Source organism: Kineothrix sp. MSJ-39 (assembly GCF_018917935.1).
Taxonomy (GTDB): Bacteria; Bacillota; Clostridia; order Lachnospirales; family Lachnospiraceae; genus CAG-194.
In genome coordinates this window covers 106,424-121,747 of the sequence record NZ_JAHLPN010000001.1, presented here as the reverse complement: position 1 = coordinate 121,747, position 15,324 = coordinate 106,424, and the positions used below count along the sequence as shown (strand labels likewise).

The 15,324-nt window shown below is 41.4% G+C and carries 12 protein-coding genes; 7 read left to right on the top strand and 5 right to left on the bottom strand.

Features of this window, described 5'->3' with window-relative positions; translation table 11 throughout:
- Positions 1 to 54 precede the first annotated feature (54 nt).
- Genes KQI22_RS00535 through KQI22_RS00515 form a run of 5 tightly spaced genes read left to right on the top strand, consistent with a single transcriptional unit; the run spans position 55 to position 7,840 of the window.
- Positions 55 to 1,062, top strand: coding sequence for an efflux RND transporter periplasmic adaptor subunit (locus tag KQI22_RS00535; protein ID WP_216550137.1), 1,008 nt, complete (start codon positions 55 to 57; stop codon positions 1,060 to 1,062).
- The gene (locus tag KQI22_RS00530; protein WP_216550136.1) at positions 1,053 to 3,392 is read left to right on the top strand and encodes a hypothetical protein; all 2,340 of its coding nucleotides are present in this window, start codon (positions 1,053 to 1,055) and stop codon (positions 3,390 to 3,392) included. The genes KQI22_RS00535 and KQI22_RS00530 overlap by 10 nt, the downstream gene beginning before the upstream one ends.
- A 30-nt stretch (positions 3,393 to 3,422) precedes the next feature.
- Positions 3,423 to 6,263 (top strand): ABC transporter permease, encoded by a 2,841-nt coding sequence (locus KQI22_RS00525; protein WP_216550135.1) that lies wholly within the window; start codon positions 3,423 to 3,425, stop codon positions 6,261 to 6,263.
- Position 6,264: 1 nt separating this feature from the next.
- Entirely contained in the window at positions 6,265 to 6,954 is a 690-nt protein-coding gene (locus KQI22_RS00520; RefSeq protein ID WP_216550134.1) for an ABC transporter ATP-binding protein, read from the top strand.
- Positions 6,941 to 7,840, top strand: coding sequence for an ABC transporter ATP-binding protein (locus KQI22_RS00515; RefSeq protein WP_216550133.1), 900 nt, complete (start codon positions 6,941 to 6,943; stop codon positions 7,838 to 7,840). Before KQI22_RS00520 ends, KQI22_RS00515 begins: the two co-directional genes overlap by 14 nt.
- On the opposite strand, the gene KQI22_RS00510 is transcribed toward KQI22_RS00515, so the two are convergent.
- Positions 7,827 to 8,561, bottom strand: a complete 735-nt coding sequence (locus KQI22_RS00510; RefSeq protein ID WP_216550132.1) for a tRNA 2-thiocytidine biosynthesis TtcA family protein — start codon at positions 8,559 to 8,561, stop codon at positions 7,827 to 7,829. The two genes, KQI22_RS00515 and KQI22_RS00510, sit on opposite strands and share 14 nt — an antisense overlap.
- Positions 8,562 to 8,702: 141 nt before the next feature.
- Here KQI22_RS00510 and KQI22_RS00505 point away from each other — a divergent pair, with 141 nt between their 5' ends.
- Positions 8,703 to 9,758 carry an iron-containing alcohol dehydrogenase family protein gene (locus KQI22_RS00505; RefSeq protein WP_216550131.1) on the top strand — a complete coding sequence of 352 codons (1,056 nt, stop codon included), beginning with the start codon at positions 8,703 to 8,705 and terminating at the stop codon, positions 9,756 to 9,758.
- Positions 9,759 to 10,036: 278 nt separating this feature from the next.
- On the opposite strand, the gene KQI22_RS00500 is transcribed toward KQI22_RS00505, so the two are convergent.
- The 4 genes from KQI22_RS00500 to KQI22_RS00485 all read right to left on the bottom strand — a co-directional run bounded on the left by KQI22_RS00500 (position 10,037) and on the right by KQI22_RS00485 (position 14,827).
- Positions 10,037 to 11,398: an AI-2E family transporter gene (locus tag KQI22_RS00500; protein WP_216550130.1), complete on the bottom strand. Its 1,362-nt coding sequence runs from the start codon at positions 11,396 to 11,398 to the stop codon at positions 10,037 to 10,039.
- A 45-nt stretch (positions 11,399 to 11,443) separates the two neighbouring features.
- On the bottom strand, positions 11,444 to 12,070 hold the full coding sequence (locus KQI22_RS00495; RefSeq protein ID WP_216550129.1) for a cytidylate kinase-like family protein: 627 nt from the start codon (positions 12,068 to 12,070) through the stop codon (positions 11,444 to 11,446).
- Positions 12,071 to 12,179: 109 nt separating this feature from the next.
- Positions 12,180 to 13,175: a CAP domain-containing protein gene (locus KQI22_RS00490; protein ID WP_216550128.1), complete on the bottom strand. Its 996-nt coding sequence runs from the start codon at positions 13,173 to 13,175 to the stop codon at positions 12,180 to 12,182.
- A 35-nt stretch (positions 13,176 to 13,210) separates the two neighbouring features.
- A complete protein-coding gene (locus KQI22_RS00485) occupies positions 13,211 to 14,827 on the bottom strand; it encodes a family 43 glycosylhydrolase (RefSeq protein ID WP_216550127.1) in 1,617 nt (538 codons plus the stop codon).
- 129 nt (positions 14,828 to 14,956) lie between these two features.
- On the opposite strand from KQI22_RS00485, the gene KQI22_RS00480 reads away from it, so the two are divergent.
- Positions 14,957 to 15,322, top strand: coding sequence for a DUF6054 family protein (locus KQI22_RS00480; protein ID WP_216550126.1), 366 nt, complete (start codon positions 14,957 to 14,959; stop codon positions 15,320 to 15,322).
- Positions 15,323 to 15,324: the final 2 nt, after the last annotated feature.

The window sequence follows — 15,324 nt, the reverse complement described above, 5'->3', positions numbered from 1 at the left end:
TCTGTTATCTTAATGGAAAGCAGAGATTTCTATTTTTTTATAAGAAGGTGTTTTATGAGAGTAAATTACAAAAAACTGGCACTGATCCTGACACTTGGCTGTATGACAGCCGCCTTTACGGGCTGCAGTGGCCGGGGGGCTGCTGAGGTATATCATCAGATGCCTGTCATGAACAAACAAAAACAGAGTGAAACCATTTTCGCCACAGTCATGCGTGGAGATCTGAAAGAGGAAAAGGCAATGAAGCTTTCAGCAAAAGCCGGGCAAAAATCCTCCTTAAGTTTCCGGATTTCCGATATTGGATATGATGCCTTTTATGTTACCGCCGGTGATCAGGTGAAAAAGGGGCAGGTATTAGCCAGATTAGACTGTGAAGACCTGCTCATGCAAAAGCAGGAGGCATCACTTGCCCTGGAAGAGGCCAAAATCCAGCTTTCCATGCAAAAAGGATTATTTGACCAATATGCTATGAGTAAGACGGAGTATGAAAGAGCTGTTGCGGATCTGCAAAATGAGATTGAAGTCTGCCAGCAGGAAATTGCAGAGTACAATGTGCTGATCGATGAGCGGACCATTTATGCAGATATGGATGGCTATGTAAAAAGCGTAACAAATGTCGATTTATCACAGACCTCAGAAGAAGGCAGGGAAATGATTTCCTTAAATGGTGGGGAAATGGAATATACGGCTTCTGTACCGGATATGGCGGGACTTGAAATCGGTGGAGAATATGAAATGGCCGCAGAGGAGCAATCGATCCTTGTAACATTAAAATCAGCTGATCAGGACGGCGGCGTTTATCAGCTTGTTTTTGTGCCGGACACTCCTTCCGTTGATTCCGGTGTGATCACATCCGGGACGATCACATATGTCACACATGAGCTGACTGATGTCTGTTATGTAGATCAGCAGGCAGTCACAAATGTCGGCGAAACGAGTTACGTTTATTATGAAAAAGATGGTACCAGAAAAGCCAAACAGGTGCAGACAGGGCCAAATCTGAATGGATATTATGTGATCACAGATGGTGTAAAGGAAGGAGAAGAATTGATATGCGATTAAATAAAATAACTGCTTTCATATGCTGCATGTCTTTATTTCTGACCGGTTGCGGTCATACTACGGCGCAGCCGGAGCTTGTTACACCAGTCAGCGCACAAAAGGAATATGGAGTTGTCAGACGTGGAAGCCTGGGAGAAAAGAAATTTTATGATGCATATGTAACACCGGAGCTTGTTTGTGTGGCTTCCCAGGTAGATGGTCTTATGCAGAACAATTTCAAACAGATCGGAGATACGGTAAAAGAAGGAGATGTCCTTCTGGAAATGGAAACAGAGGATCTTGACCAACAGATACAGCTTTATACAAATAAACTAACTGCTCTTGATGAGATATATACTTTAAATAATCAGCTCAGTCAAAAAGATATTCATGTCAATCAGGTTGGACAGTCAGCTTCGTCCACAAAAATAGAGCAGATTCAGAATGATATAAATGCATTGCAAAACAGCATCGGGCAAAATAAAGAGGAACTGAAAACCAGCCAAAAGCAGTTGAAACGGAGCATTTCCCAAAATTCAACGGATGCTACAGCTTATAAAAAAGCGATAAAAGATGAGGAAAAAATACTGTCGCAGAAAAAGGAAGAACTGCAGCAATATAAAGAACAAAAAGCATATACACAGGAAGATCTGAATGATTATATACATCAGAAAGAATCGGGCGTGATCAATCAGAATATGGATACGCAGCTTTATCTGACAGAGCGAAAAAGCTGTCAGGAAACGCTCGCACAGCTGAAAGAGAAAAAAGAAAATTTTCAGTTAAAAGCTCCATGTGATGGCGTTATTGTATCTACCTATTATTTTAACACAGAATATCATGCGAGCAATCCACGTTATCTTCCTGCCAATACACCACTTGTTATAGTAGGAAAAAGTGATACGAAATATTTGCAGATCCCTGATCTTACAGAATCAGATTTAAAAGGTGCCTATTATGCATACGCAAAAATCGGAGACAAAGAATACCCATTAACACAGGTGAAGCAGGATAGCACACTAAAAAGCTGGAATGTGAAAAAACAGGCCGGAGCCGGCAGTGATCTGATCGATCTGCCTGTACGATTTGCCTGTCCTCCCGCACTCGCGAACAGCCTGTCTACCGGAGACTTTATCAGCATCTATATTCAGGAAAAGGTATCAAAGGATGTCTGCGCTGCTCCAAATGACACCCTTTACAGAGAAAACGGTAAATATTATGTGATCAAATGTACCGACGGAAAGGAAGAAAAAATATATGTGGAAACCGGTCTGAAAACATCTTATGAAACAGAGATCAGATCGGGCGTTTCCGAAGGCGATGTCCTGTTATCCAAAAAAGTATTTTTTGAAACAGAGGATTCCCATGAGGTACAGCTTACAAAATCAGATTTTGTCTGGAAAGACAGAATCCGCGGAATGTATTTAAGTAATCCCTATTCCCAGCTGGCAAGTCCGGATGTGGAGAAAGCCAGAGTTGCGGAAATCTGCGTGAAAGAAATGCAGGATGTAAAAAAGGGCGATGTCCTTGTAAAACTGACTCTTTATTCCCATAAATCACAGCTCACAAAGCTTACCTACAAGCTAAAGACACTGACGCAGGATGAAGAAAAAGAGATCGCACAGATCAATAAGCAGCAGAATCAGACCAACGGCAATATGCTTTCTTTATCACCGGATGATGCGGAAAGAAGCGTTTTAAAATCCCAGACAGATTATTTCGAAACATTGAAAGCGCTGACACACAGTAAATATAAATATGAACGCCTGAATGTAGAGACAGAACTTGCAAATCTGAAAAAAGAGGAAGAAAATGCAGTGATCAGGGCTGCTTCCGATGGATATGTATACAATATTGATAAAACAAAGATCGGTAAAATCGTAACACCCGTTGATTCTATCGTGGAAGTTGTACCATATGGCCGGACAACACTCTGCATCAATGATGAAGCAAATGCCATTCCATTTGGAGCAAAAGCAGAATTTACGACTGTCGTAAACGGGAAAGAAGCAACGGTAAGCGGAACGGTTATCAAAGCTATGAATGTCACACCACCATGGCTCTTAAACCCGGATGGCTTTATTACCTTTATCATGCCGGATCAGGAGCTGGATGAAGCAGCCTATCGAAGTATTTCCAATATTGTTGCTACCGCAAAGGTATATAAAAACTGTTATCAGATCACCGCAAAAATGAAATATGAAGATGAATACGGCAATTATGTCTATATCCTGGAGAACGGAAAAAGAACAAAAAAGTATGTAACGCTTGCGAAAGCACATGAAGGAGTCAGTGTTGTACTGGACGGCATTTCAGAAGACTGCGTTGTACTGGAAAGGGAGAGAGAATAAGATATGCTTCATTTTATGCTTGAAAAACTAATGCAAAAAAAATGGATGGTACTAAGCTTATTTGCAGGCTGCATTTTATTTATATCGATCGTGACCTTAAGCCCTGTTTATATGCATGGCGCACTCCAAAAAATGCTGACTGACAGGCTCAAATCGAACAGTCTGGAAACAGAATCATATCCAATGCAGGCAGTTTATACAGATAATCTGAAATACTATAAAAAGGATCCTGCATCGATTGTAGAAAAGAAAGAAAAACAACTGCAAAAGAAATTAGAAAAGATTGATGCAAAAATAGTCAAAGATGTCAGTGTCTGCTCCGTCGCACCACAAACCTATTCCTCTGACACAAAGAGTTCTTCGCACGAACTGTTTCAGCTGGGATTTACTTATCTGCCGGGGATGGAAGATCACATAAAGCTTGTGGATGGCGAAAACATGACAGCATCTTATCAGGATGAAGATACGATAAAAGTACTTGTTTCCCAAAGTGCCTTCCAGAAAAGTAAGCTGGTATTAGGGGAACATCTGACCTTTGAAAAGCTGGTGAACAGCAAAAAGGAACGTATTACATTTGAAATTGCCGGTGTTTTTGAAGCAAAAGACCCGGAAGATATATTCTGGTGTGACTTGCCGGACAGCTACTCGAAATACTGCTTTGTATCAGAAGATGTTTTCTATAAAATCTGCACACTGCTCGGAGATAGCGAAAACGCAGGAATTGATTATAAAGCATGGCGTTTATATGATTATGAAAAATTAAAATATGAGGAAAGCGGAGCAATCTATAAGCAATGTAAGAAACTCAGCAGCGATACATTAAGTTTTTCCTTCCTGGACGTCATTGAGACGTATATCCATGACAGTCATAAAGTCGAAACGACGATGTATATTTTACAGCTTCCAACAATTTTATTGCTTTTACTTTTTATCTATATGGTTTCGGCAAAAATGCTTTCTATGGAGCAGAATGAAATTGCAGTATTGAAATCAAGAGGTGTTTATTCTTATCAGATATTAGGGATTTACCTGCTGCAGTCCGCTGTTATTTCCTTCGCCGCTGCAGTGATCGGTCTGATCAATGCCTGTCTGCTGGCAAAACTGATCGGTCTGTCCAATTCCTTTATGGAATTTGTCATGAGAAAGAGTCTTCCGATCGCATTGACCGTCAGAGTATGGGGTTGGTGGCTGTTTGCTTTCCTGTTCTGTATTCTGGTTATGACACTGCCTGTCATTCCGAAATGTAAAATAACGATCGTAGAGCAAAAGAGAAGAAATAAAAAGAAAAAAGTGTTCTGGAAACGCATGTATCTGGATGTGATCGGATTTGTGATCGCCGGATATGTTTACTATAATTTCAGCCACCAGCTGGAACAGATCAGACAGCGGATCCGAATGGGAGAAAGTGTAGAACCTACCTTGTTTCTGGGATCATCTTTATTTATCTTCAGTGCCAGTTTATTTCTGACAAGAGTAATCCCTTTTATCATCTCGCTTATTTACAAGGCAGGAAGAAAGAAATGGAGCGTTTCTGCATATGCTGCTTTTCTGCAGAGCACCAGAAATAAGGATAAGCAGAGCTTCCTGATGATCTTTCTGGTTGCGACTGTGGCACTTGGTATCTTCAATTCCAATACAGCGCGGACGATCAATGCCAATGAAGAGAAGAATCTAAGATATGAAGATGGCGCAGATATTATAATAAAGGAAACCTTTTCCAGTAATATTGCAGGTATCAAATATGCTTTATCGAAAGGAGATACTGCAGGGCCGATCGTTTATACAGAGCCTGATGCCACAAAATATCAACCGCTTGCAGACTCTGTACAGGGAGAAGCAAAAATATATCGTATGGAAGATATCACTGTGAAAGGAACATCCGATTTTACCGGAAACGGTAATCGGACCACACCATCCCTTACTTTGGAGCGTGGGCAGACAATGCTGCTTGGTATTTCTACAAAGGACTTTGGAGAAACAGCCTATATGCCGGCAGATGTCACAAAGAACCACTGGTATAACGAGCTGAATAAAATGGCACCGGATCCATATGCGGTTCTTGTTTCTACCAATATGCAGAAGCAGTTTGGTCTGCAGGAAGGTGACTGCATTCTCTACGATATCTATGATGTGCTCGGACGAGATGCCGGCTTTGCAAAAGGTGTGATTGTCGGATTTGTTGACTATTTTCCGGGTTTTATCAATAAAGATTATGTCCAGATGGCTGATGGCAGCTATCAACTGCAGGATAAATACCTGATCGTTTCAAATTACGATATGATCACGAGTGTCATTGGGATACAGCCTTATGAAAGATGGTATAAAAATGCAGGAGATAACGCTTATATTTACGATTTTCTGGAAACAACGCCGATTTCCCTGGAAAAGTTTGTCGATGCAGACAATGACGTTGTCCGCATGAAAAATGATCCTGTATTCCAGGAAACGAACGGACTGTTAACGATCGGATTTTTGGTATCCTTATTGATCTGTTCTATTGGCTTTTTGATCTTCCAGATCATGGGCATGAAGGAACGGGAACTTAATTTTGGCGTTTACAGAGCAATGGGACTTACGACAAAAGAACTGAAAAAAATGCTTTTACTGGAACAATTATTTACGACCTTTCCTGCAGCGATAGGCGGCGCATTCACAGGATTTATCGCAACAAAGCTCTATATTCCGCTGATAGATGTGACCTATGCATCCGGGACAGCAAAATCCTTACCGGCTAAGATTTTAATTTCTTCCATGGATATGCTGCAGCTTGGCATGATCCTTGTATTGGCATTTGCACTTTGTATGTATATCATTTCAAGGATCATCGGTCATATGCAGATTGCACAGGCATTAAAGCTTGGGGAGGAATAATATGGAACCTATATTAGTGGCAAAGGATGTTGAAAAAATATATAAAAACCTGGCGGGAGAAGAATTTTATGCGTTGAATCACGTATCGATGGAAATTGGCAGAAAGAGTCTTACAATCTTACGCGGCCGTTCCGGTTCCGGAAAGACAACGATGCTGAATATGATGAGTGCATTAGATCTCCCAGACAAAGGCGTGATCACCTGTGAGGGCACACAGATCAATGTAACGGATGAATCGATCCGGGAACAGTTCCGCAGGACAACGATCGGCTATGTGTTTCAGGCGGTAGCTTTGATCCCCATTATGAACGCTTATGAAAATGTAGAATTTTCACTCAGACTGGCGGGCTATCAGGGCGACTATAAAGAACGGATTGAAGAATGTCTGACAAAGGTTGGCCTGCGCGACAGAATGTATCATATGCCCTATGAAATGTCCGGTGGAGAACAGCAGCGTGTTGCGATCGCAAGAGCCATTGCACATAAACCCAAGCTGATATTTGCAGATGAGCCTACTGCAGAGCTCGATACACAGACCGCATTACAGGTCATCAAGGTATTTAAGGAATTGATTGAAAAAGAGGATGTTTCCATTATTATGACAACGCATGATGCGGGGTTATTTGATGTCGGTGATGTCTGCTATGAAATGGAGGATGGTCAAATTGTCGGAAAACATGATACAGTGTGAAAACCTTGTAAAAATATATAAGACAAAAGATCTGGAAGTTATGGCACTGCAGGGGCTTGATCTGACGATCAAAAAAGGAGAGCTTACCGCAGTCATCGGAAACAGCGGAAGCGGTAAATCCACCTTTTTAAATATGGTTGGCGGACTGGATAAGCCATCTGCCGGCAAATTGCTTGTCGATGACCGGGATCTTTTCAATATGACGGAAAAACAGTTGCAGGAATATAAAAGAACCTGTGTCGGATTTGTCTGGCAGAACAATGCCAGGAACCTGTTCCCTTATCTGACCGCATTGCAAAACGTTGCGCTTCCAATGGGCTTTTTAAAGAAAGAAGAGCGTGCTTTATGGACACCAGAAGAACAGGCTGTATCCGATTCGGATTATGCACTTGAGCTGTTAGATCTGGTTGGCATGAGCCACAAGAAAAATGCCCGGTTGAATCAGTTGTCCGGTGGGGAGCAGCAACGAATTGCCATCGCGATAGCACTGGCTAACCGTCCAAAACTTCTTCTGGCGGATGAACCTACGGGCGCAGTCGATACAAGGACTTCCGCCTATATTTTAGACGTATTCCGTAAGCTGAATGAAGAAAAAGGGCTTACCATCTGCATCGTGACACATGACCGGAATCTTGCCAAAAAGGTAAACCGTGTGCTGCGTATCTGCGACGGAAAGGTAAGCAGTGAGGATATCCGCATCGATTATGCAAAAGAATTATCGCAGGTTGGTGATCTTTCAGAACAGGCACTTTCCCATGATACCTATGCGGTACTTGACAGAGCCGGACGCGTACAGTTGTCCAAAGAGGATTTGTCTGCGATCGGTGTAACAGATCATAAAGTCAAAGTAAGTGTAAAAGATGGACAGATCATCATTTCTGCATAAACATACCTTTCTGCCAGCCTTCTATATTTCCGTTTTCTATGGCAGAAAACAACCGTTCCTTTACCCCTTTGTTTTCGCGGATCAGTTGCTTTAACAGCTGGTCCGCATACTCTCTTTTGGTACTTCCGTCCACAGGGCATGGACTTTTGGCTACCGGCAGATCGTATTTATGTACAAAACCGATCACATCTGCTTCATCCACATAAATAAGCGGCCGGATCACGGTCAACTGTACACGGTCTAAATATGTTTTCGGTAAAAATGTTGTGAATTTTCCTTCAAACAGGAGAGAAAGCAGCATCGTATCAATGACATCATCCTTATGATGCGCATAAGCCACCTTATTGCAGCCTAAACGTTTCATTTCATCATTCAAAGCACCTTTCCGCATCTTTGCACATAGTGAGCACGGATTGGATTCCTTGCGCGTCTGGAACACAATTTCAGCGATCTGTGTTTTAATGATCGTATAAGGTACCTGCAGTTTCTCACAAAATGCCTTTATCTGTGTCAGATCCAGATTCTCAAAGCCCAGATCCACCGTTACCGCGTATACCTCAAAATGCTTCGGGTAAAACCGGCTTAACATCTGCAGGGCATATAAAAGTGTCAGCGAATCCTTACCGCCGGATATCCCGACCGCAATCTTGTCACCTTCCTCAATCATGTCATAAGTATCTATTGCCTGCCTTGTCAGGCTTAATAAACGTTGTAATTTCATAATATCCTCCCATCAGATATTATAACATAAATTGAATCCTGTTTACCTATAAATTATGCTTGCTTAAACTCCTATAATATGAAATACTGATATCAAAATAAAAAAAGAAATTTCATAGGAATTAGCAGGAGGTAACTTTACATGAACGTACAACATTCTATCCATATTCCATCTTTTTTAAAGGTTTATGACAACGCACTGGATGATCTTGGCTCTATTTTACAAAATCAGGGCATCAGCCGTGTTGTCTTATATTTTGGAAATGATCTGATCGAGATGTTCGGCTCCAAAGTAATGAATTCTTTAAAGGATGCACAGGTAGATGTTCTCGAATATAAAGAAATCGACACCATTGCCTTAAATGATATTACACAGATGGCATTTTCCATTTCACCAAAAGCACAGGCGGTGATCGGTATTGGCGGCGGTAAGGTTATTGATGCAGCAAAATACATGGGATTTTTGAAAAAATTACCGTTTATCAGCATTCCTACCTCTACATCCAGTGATGGTTTTGCAAGCTCCAGTGCTTCCTTAAAAATAGAAGAGAGAAGAGTATCTGTTCCTGCAAGACTCGCCTACGGCATAGTTGTCGACACACAGATCATCAAAACCGCACCTGTGAAGTTTATTTATTCCGGGATTGGAGATATGATCTCAAAGATCACATCTATTTATGACTGGCAGTATGAAGAAAAATGTGGTTTTACAAAAGTGGATGATTTTGCCATGATGATCGCTAAAAAAGCGGTCAACAGTTTTGTGAGAACCCCATATCAGGATATCCATGAAAATCTGTTTTTAAAAGAACTTGTAGATTCCCTTGCCATGAGCGGAATTGCAAATGAAATTGCCGGAAGCAGCGCGCCTGTATCCGGTAGCGAACATTTGATTTCCCATGCACTGAACAAGCTGCTTGACCATCCACAGCTTCACGGTGTCCAGGTTGGTATTGCAACCTATATTATGAGCAAGGTACAGGATCATCGTTATGTACGTGTGGAAACTGTTTTAAATGATACGGGATTCTTTGATTATGTGGCAACACTTGATATGAAAAAACAAGATTTCTTAGATGCCATTGATCTGGCACCGACACTAAAAAACAGACATACTTATTTACATGAACAAAAATATCGGGATATGGCAAAAGATTTCGTCAGAAACGACGCCAGACTGCAGACAATTCTGCATTGAGAAAAAACGGATACGATCCAACAGATTACAAGCTGCAGATGCAGAGGGAGCCACTTCCCAGTCGCAACTATTCGATAAACTATTCTTTTGCGAATAGTTCAATATGTCTCAATACACACTCTTTCCTGCGCCAAGCTGCCATAGTTTCATCAACGGAGGTTTTATTTATGACTGCAGACACATTTGCAATTTAGATCTGACCAAAGGCTATGTAGATGCCTGCTGGGAAGAACTTTCTTCAAAGAAATAAGCTCTGCACATACACAGAGCTTATTTTCTTATTTTTCTTTATTTTCATTATCTGTTTCTTCAGATTTTTTTGATTCGGATACGTTTTCTTCTGAATTTAATTCGATGTCTTTATTTTTGCGTTCTTTTTGCTTGGGCGGCGGCAATTCTACAAACTGGTTATCCTTAATTTCCGACAAGAACATATAATCCTTGGTATTGGTTGAAAAACCACGCTTTACAAGCTGCCGATTCACCAGCGATTTAATGCCTGCATAAATAACCGCAAATACCGGAACGCCGATCGCCATACCTAAAATACCCCAATAGCCACCAAATAAGGTGATGGAGAAAATAACCCAGAAGCTGGATAATCCGGTTTTGTTTCCAAGGATCTTCGGTCCTAAGAAGTTTCCATCAAACTGCTGTAAAACAAGAATAAATATCGCAAAATAAAGTGCCTGTTTCGGATTCACCATCAAGATCAGAATGATACTCGGGATTGCTCCCAGATACGGTCCAAAAAACGGAATGATATTTGTAACACCAACAATAACACTGATCAGAACCGGATACGGTAATTGCAATAACGTCATACCAATAAAGCAAAGCAATCCAATGATCAGAGAATCTACCAGTTTACCATTGATATAACCACCAAAGGTAGCATTGACAAAGCGGATATCGGAAATCAGTTTGTTGGCTGTCTCCTCTTCCCAGATTGCATAAATGATCTTCTTGGACTGTCCTGCAAAGCTTTCTTTGCTGAACAGTAAGTATACGGAAATGATCAGACCGATCAGCAGATTCCACGCCGTCACAAGCATTCCCAGCATACTGGAGAAAATACTGCTTGAAAACTGTGTCAGGATTACATTTAACTGCGGAACCAGCTTGCTGTTCAAATACCCTTCCAATTCATTGGAATACTGGTTGATCAGGGATGTTACAATACCTGCCAGATCTTCATTGTTTTCCAGAAGCTTCTGGATCCAGTCCTGCAGATTTGTCGCGTATACAGGAAGCTGCAGTGCAATATTCTGGATACTGATGATAAGCTGCGGGATAATGGATGCACACAGCAGATAGATCAGCACAAAAACAAAAATAACTGTGATCAGTGCAGACAGCAGGCGCATTCGCTTCTTTACCTTTACACTTTCCGTATTCAGATTCAGCTTTTTGCACACCGGTATAAAGAAGTCTCTTTCCATATGATTGACAAGCGGCGTCATCAGATATGCCAGTACCAGTCCGTCAATGATCGGCATACAGGTTTTGGTAAAGGCCCGAAAACCTGCCCTGACATTATTCATATGGAATAAAAAGTAATAAAAGATCAAAGAGGCTGCTATAACCAGAAAGGCTGTTATCCCCCAGTATAAATATTTCTTTTCAAAACGAAATTTCATTTTTCAGTTTCCTTCTATTGCTGATGTTATCTCTCTGCCGTCGGCTTATTTCTCACGATTCTCAAAATCCAGAATAAACTGTTTTAATAAGTTCACAGTTCCTTCGATTCCTAAAATACTGCTGTTGACGGAAAGGTCGTAGGAATCGCTGAAGCCCCATCTCTTGGATGAATAATAATTATAATAGCTCTGACGCTGTTTATCTTTTTTCAGGATCATTTCCTTGGCTTTGGACTCTGTCAGATCATATTTCTTCATAATACGTTTGACCTTGACATCCATATCACCATGGATAAATACGCTGATACAGTTTGGATTGTCAGCCAGTGCATAATCCGCACAACGACCTACGATAATACAAGGACCTTCTGCTGCGATCTTCTTGATCGCATCGAACTGTGCCAGAAATACCTTCTGGCTGATCGGCATATCTACAAGACCTGCTGCATTATACCCAAAGGAATAGGTGTCCATGACCAGATTATATAAAAAACTGTTGGTCGGTCTCTCATCATGTGTCTGGATCAGTTCCTCACAGAAACCGCTCTCCTTTGCCGCTCTTGTTAAAAGCTCTTTGTCATAACATTTGATTTCCAGCTCATCTGCAAGCTTTTCGCCGATTTCACGTCCGGCAGATCCAAATTGACGTCCGATTGTAATAATTGTGTTCATATGAAAAACCTCCTTATCTAGTTGATACATTGTTGTTTTTATATGTCAAATTATAACAAATTCCAGATGCAATTACAATTTCTTTTTGTATATAATATATAATTCTTAACTACAATTTTACCCATTTTTGAAAACGTAGCTTGACAGTTTTGCCGATTTTCAGTTTATTGTTTTTCTTCTGAAAGCTTTTTACCTTATAATAATATTTTTTACCGGTCTTCACTTTTTTATCGGTATATTCTGTGATCCTGCTCTTTTGGACCGTTTTTATTTTCTGATATTTTCCGTTTTTGGATGTTGCACGATAAATCACATATCCATCTGCATTTGCCGCTTTCTTCCATTTCAGGCAGACTGCCTTTTTCTGTGTATTCTGATCAGATGCTGTTTCACCTGTTCCGGTAACAGTCACTGTAAAGGTTGTCGTCAGCTTTTGATAAGATACCGTTACAGTCTGTTTTCCGGTCTTATTTTTATTGTATCCGCTGCACATTTTATCACTGATCGGAACATAGCTGTTCCCATGCCGTTTGCAGTCTGCAACCAGATACAAATCCAGATCGGATATGGTGCTGCCTTTTTTGATACTGAGAGCTGTACCGCCCTTTACGGAAAGAGATTCAAACTGACAGCCTCCCACAAAAAGCTGTACCCAGTAATGCCTGAAATAATCATTTGTATTCTTACTGTAACCGATACCTAAATGTGTCATCGATGCATTTAACATATTCCGTTTATGGCCGGAGCTGTTCCACCAGCTGTTTATGACCTGTTCTACCGATGATTGCCCGGCTGCTATATTTTCGGCAGCACTCCAGTAAAAGATATCCTGCTCTGCTAAAACAGAAAAACAGGTTGTTCCGTCCGGACGCGTATGCGAAAAATAGCTTTCTGTTTCTGCCGCACGGATACCTGCAGCTTTCTGCAGCTTCTTCGTCGTGGATAAAGGTTCTAACCCCTGATTCAGTCTTTTTTGATTGGTCAGCTTCAAAACCTCCCACTCTTCTTTGGAACAAATAGATGGCTTCTGTGCCATAACCGGTGTTACAACAACTGCTGTAAACAATAAAAGCCAGCTCATAATCTGCAGAATTCGTTTCTTCATTGCATCCTCCCTCATTCATATTACAATAACATTTCTTAGAAATGGATCTCTTTTAACTGTACTTTAGCTTGTCCTACGTAAACAAGATATAAAGCATGAACACCATCCGGTATTTCTATCTGTACAGTTACATTTTTCCAGTCTTCCACCTTTTCATCCAGTAAAAGCGTTCCTATTTCATTTTCCGCTGTATCAATACATATCCTGAATCGCGGCGTATTTTCTGTTGACTGTTTTGGTTTGACTGCTTTGGTCAAAACATCTTTTTCAGCATAAGTGTTCGCAAAATTCTCGTCATCCTGACTGCGGACATCCGTACGATACCTGCCGTCAAAGATCACCCGATTTTTCTCTGTTTCCATCCGATATGTGATACCAAATATCTTTACATTTCTGCAGTCAAAATATTTGTAGCCGATCAGTGTCTGATCTTCTATTTCCGCAATAAATCGCTCCTGCTCTTTATGCGTGACATTCGGGAACGGGATCTGAAACACACTGTTGGAGCCATGTGGCATATGCCCATTTGTCAGATTGCAGGCGATCACGGCCGGATAAGTACCTTCCGCAGACAACGGTCCGTCATTTAAGCCACAGCTTGTGATTTCCGCCTGTGGAATACTGCCGTCTTCCAGAATGCGGATTTTCTCTGCACACGCCTGTCTGCTGTAATCGGACTTATGTGTAAGCCTGTGGTAAAAAACATACCACTGCCCGTTAATTTCTATGATACTGCCATGTGTGGTTCCGGTCATATTCAGCTTATGCTGCGCATCTCTGCCCCGATAACCGATATCGCCGTTGGATACGATCGTTCCGCCGAAAACAAAGTCGCGGTCAGGCTGATCGCTCGTTGCATAACAAAGCTCATGATTCTGCCAGGAAGAATAGATAAAATAATATTTCTTACCGACCTTACGCATGGATGAACCTTCAAAAAACGGATGTGCTTCAAAGCTTGTGCCTTTTACCCGATATGGAATAATATGCTTTGCTTCTTCTTTTACCGTCAGCATATCATCGGAAAGAACTGCCATGACCGGTCCCATGATACTGTCAGGATAGCTTAGAATTTCTTCCCGGCTCCGTCCGAACATTTCTATCTCATCCTGCAGGTAAAAATCATTTGTCAAAAAATCGTCGCGTTCCTCAAAGTCATACTGTGTTCCGTAATAAAGCCGGATCGTTCCGTCATCGTTCAGTACTGCCGGATCAAAACAGATATATTTCAGCATCGGACTGCCATCCGGATTTTTCACAACGCCCAGATATTCATACTTTCCAGCCGGCGTATCACAGACAGCCACACTGACAGGTCCCTGATAACCGCCCTGTCCATAATCTCCGCCCATGCAGTAATACAGATAGTAGCGTCCGTCATTGCCCTGTACCACATCAGGAGCATACATATACTGCGGCGCCGGATAACGTGGATCCTGTTTTGCCTGATAGATCACTCCCTCATACCGCCAGTCCGTCAGATCGTCTACCGGCGCGGAATAACAGACATAATCGAGCATACAGAAGGTATCGCCGCCTTCCTTGTCATGAGATCCGTAATGATATACCCTGTCACCGAATACATGGGGTTCTCCGTCCGGAATATATTCATTAAGTGGCAAAAAAGGATTATATACCTGTTTTGTATTCATAAAGCTTTTCTTCCCGCCTTTCTTATTGTCAATCAATATGATTTCTGTACCTTACATAGAAAAACTATGTTATAATCAATATAATACCGCTAAATCATGTATGCAGCAACACAAAAGGGGGAATAAACAATGTCAGAAGTGATCACAATGAAACGAATTGGCAGCGAAGAGGATACAACTTTAGCCATGCTTGCGAATGATTTCATCCGCAAAATGTCTATTCACAAGATCTGCCGGGTACAAAAAGCCGGGGGAAAAGCAATTCTTATTTGTTTTGAAGAGTATTATTACAGAGTTGAAAGTGCTGTCTCACTGACCGTTATGCTTACGCAGGAAGAGAACTCACAGGATGCCTTTATCATTGGTTTTGGCGGTGGACACGGACTTTTGAATATTTCCTGGGGTGCAAATGAATCGATTGCCAAGAAAGCGTACAATGCTTTAACAGAACTGGGATTTGAAAAAGATGACAGTGTGACGGGGATGTACCTATAAAC

Coding starts and splice junctions, on each gene's coding strand:
- KQI22_RS00535 (WP_216550137.1), top strand. CDS start 55: ATGAGAGTAAATTACAAAAAACTGGCACTGATCCTGACACTTGGCTGT.
- KQI22_RS00530 (WP_216550136.1), top strand. CDS start 1,053: ATGCGATTAAATAAAATAACTGCTTTCATATGCTGCATGTCTTTATTT.
- KQI22_RS00525 (WP_216550135.1), top strand. CDS start 3,423: ATGCAAAAAAAATGGATGGTACTAAGCTTATTTGCAGGCTGCATTTTA.
- KQI22_RS00520 (WP_216550134.1), top strand. CDS start 6,265: ATGGAACCTATATTAGTGGCAAAGGATGTTGAAAAAATATATAAAAAC.
- KQI22_RS00515 (WP_216550133.1), top strand. CDS start 6,941: ATGATACAGTGTGAAAACCTTGTAAAAATATATAAGACAAAAGATCTG.
- KQI22_RS00510 (WP_216550132.1), bottom strand. CDS start 8,561: ATGAAATTACAACGTTTATTAAGCCTGACAAGGCAGGCAATAGATACT.
- KQI22_RS00505 (WP_216550131.1), top strand. CDS start 8,703: ATGAACGTACAACATTCTATCCATATTCCATCTTTTTTAAAGGTTTAT.
- KQI22_RS00500 (WP_216550130.1), bottom strand. CDS start 11,398: ATGAAATTTCGTTTTGAAAAGAAATATTTATACTGGGGGATAACAGCC.
- KQI22_RS00495 (WP_216550129.1), bottom strand. CDS start 12,070: ATGAACACAATTATTACAATCGGACGTCAATTTGGATCTGCCGGACGT.
- KQI22_RS00490 (WP_216550128.1), bottom strand. CDS start 13,175: ATGAAGAAACGAATTCTGCAGATTATGAGCTGGCTTTTATTGTTTACA.
- KQI22_RS00485 (WP_216550127.1), bottom strand. CDS start 14,827: ATGAATACAAAACAGGTATATAATCCTTTTTTGCCACTTAATGAATAT.
- KQI22_RS00480 (WP_216550126.1), top strand. CDS start 14,957: ATGTCAGAAGTGATCACAATGAAACGAATTGGCAGCGAAGAGGATACA.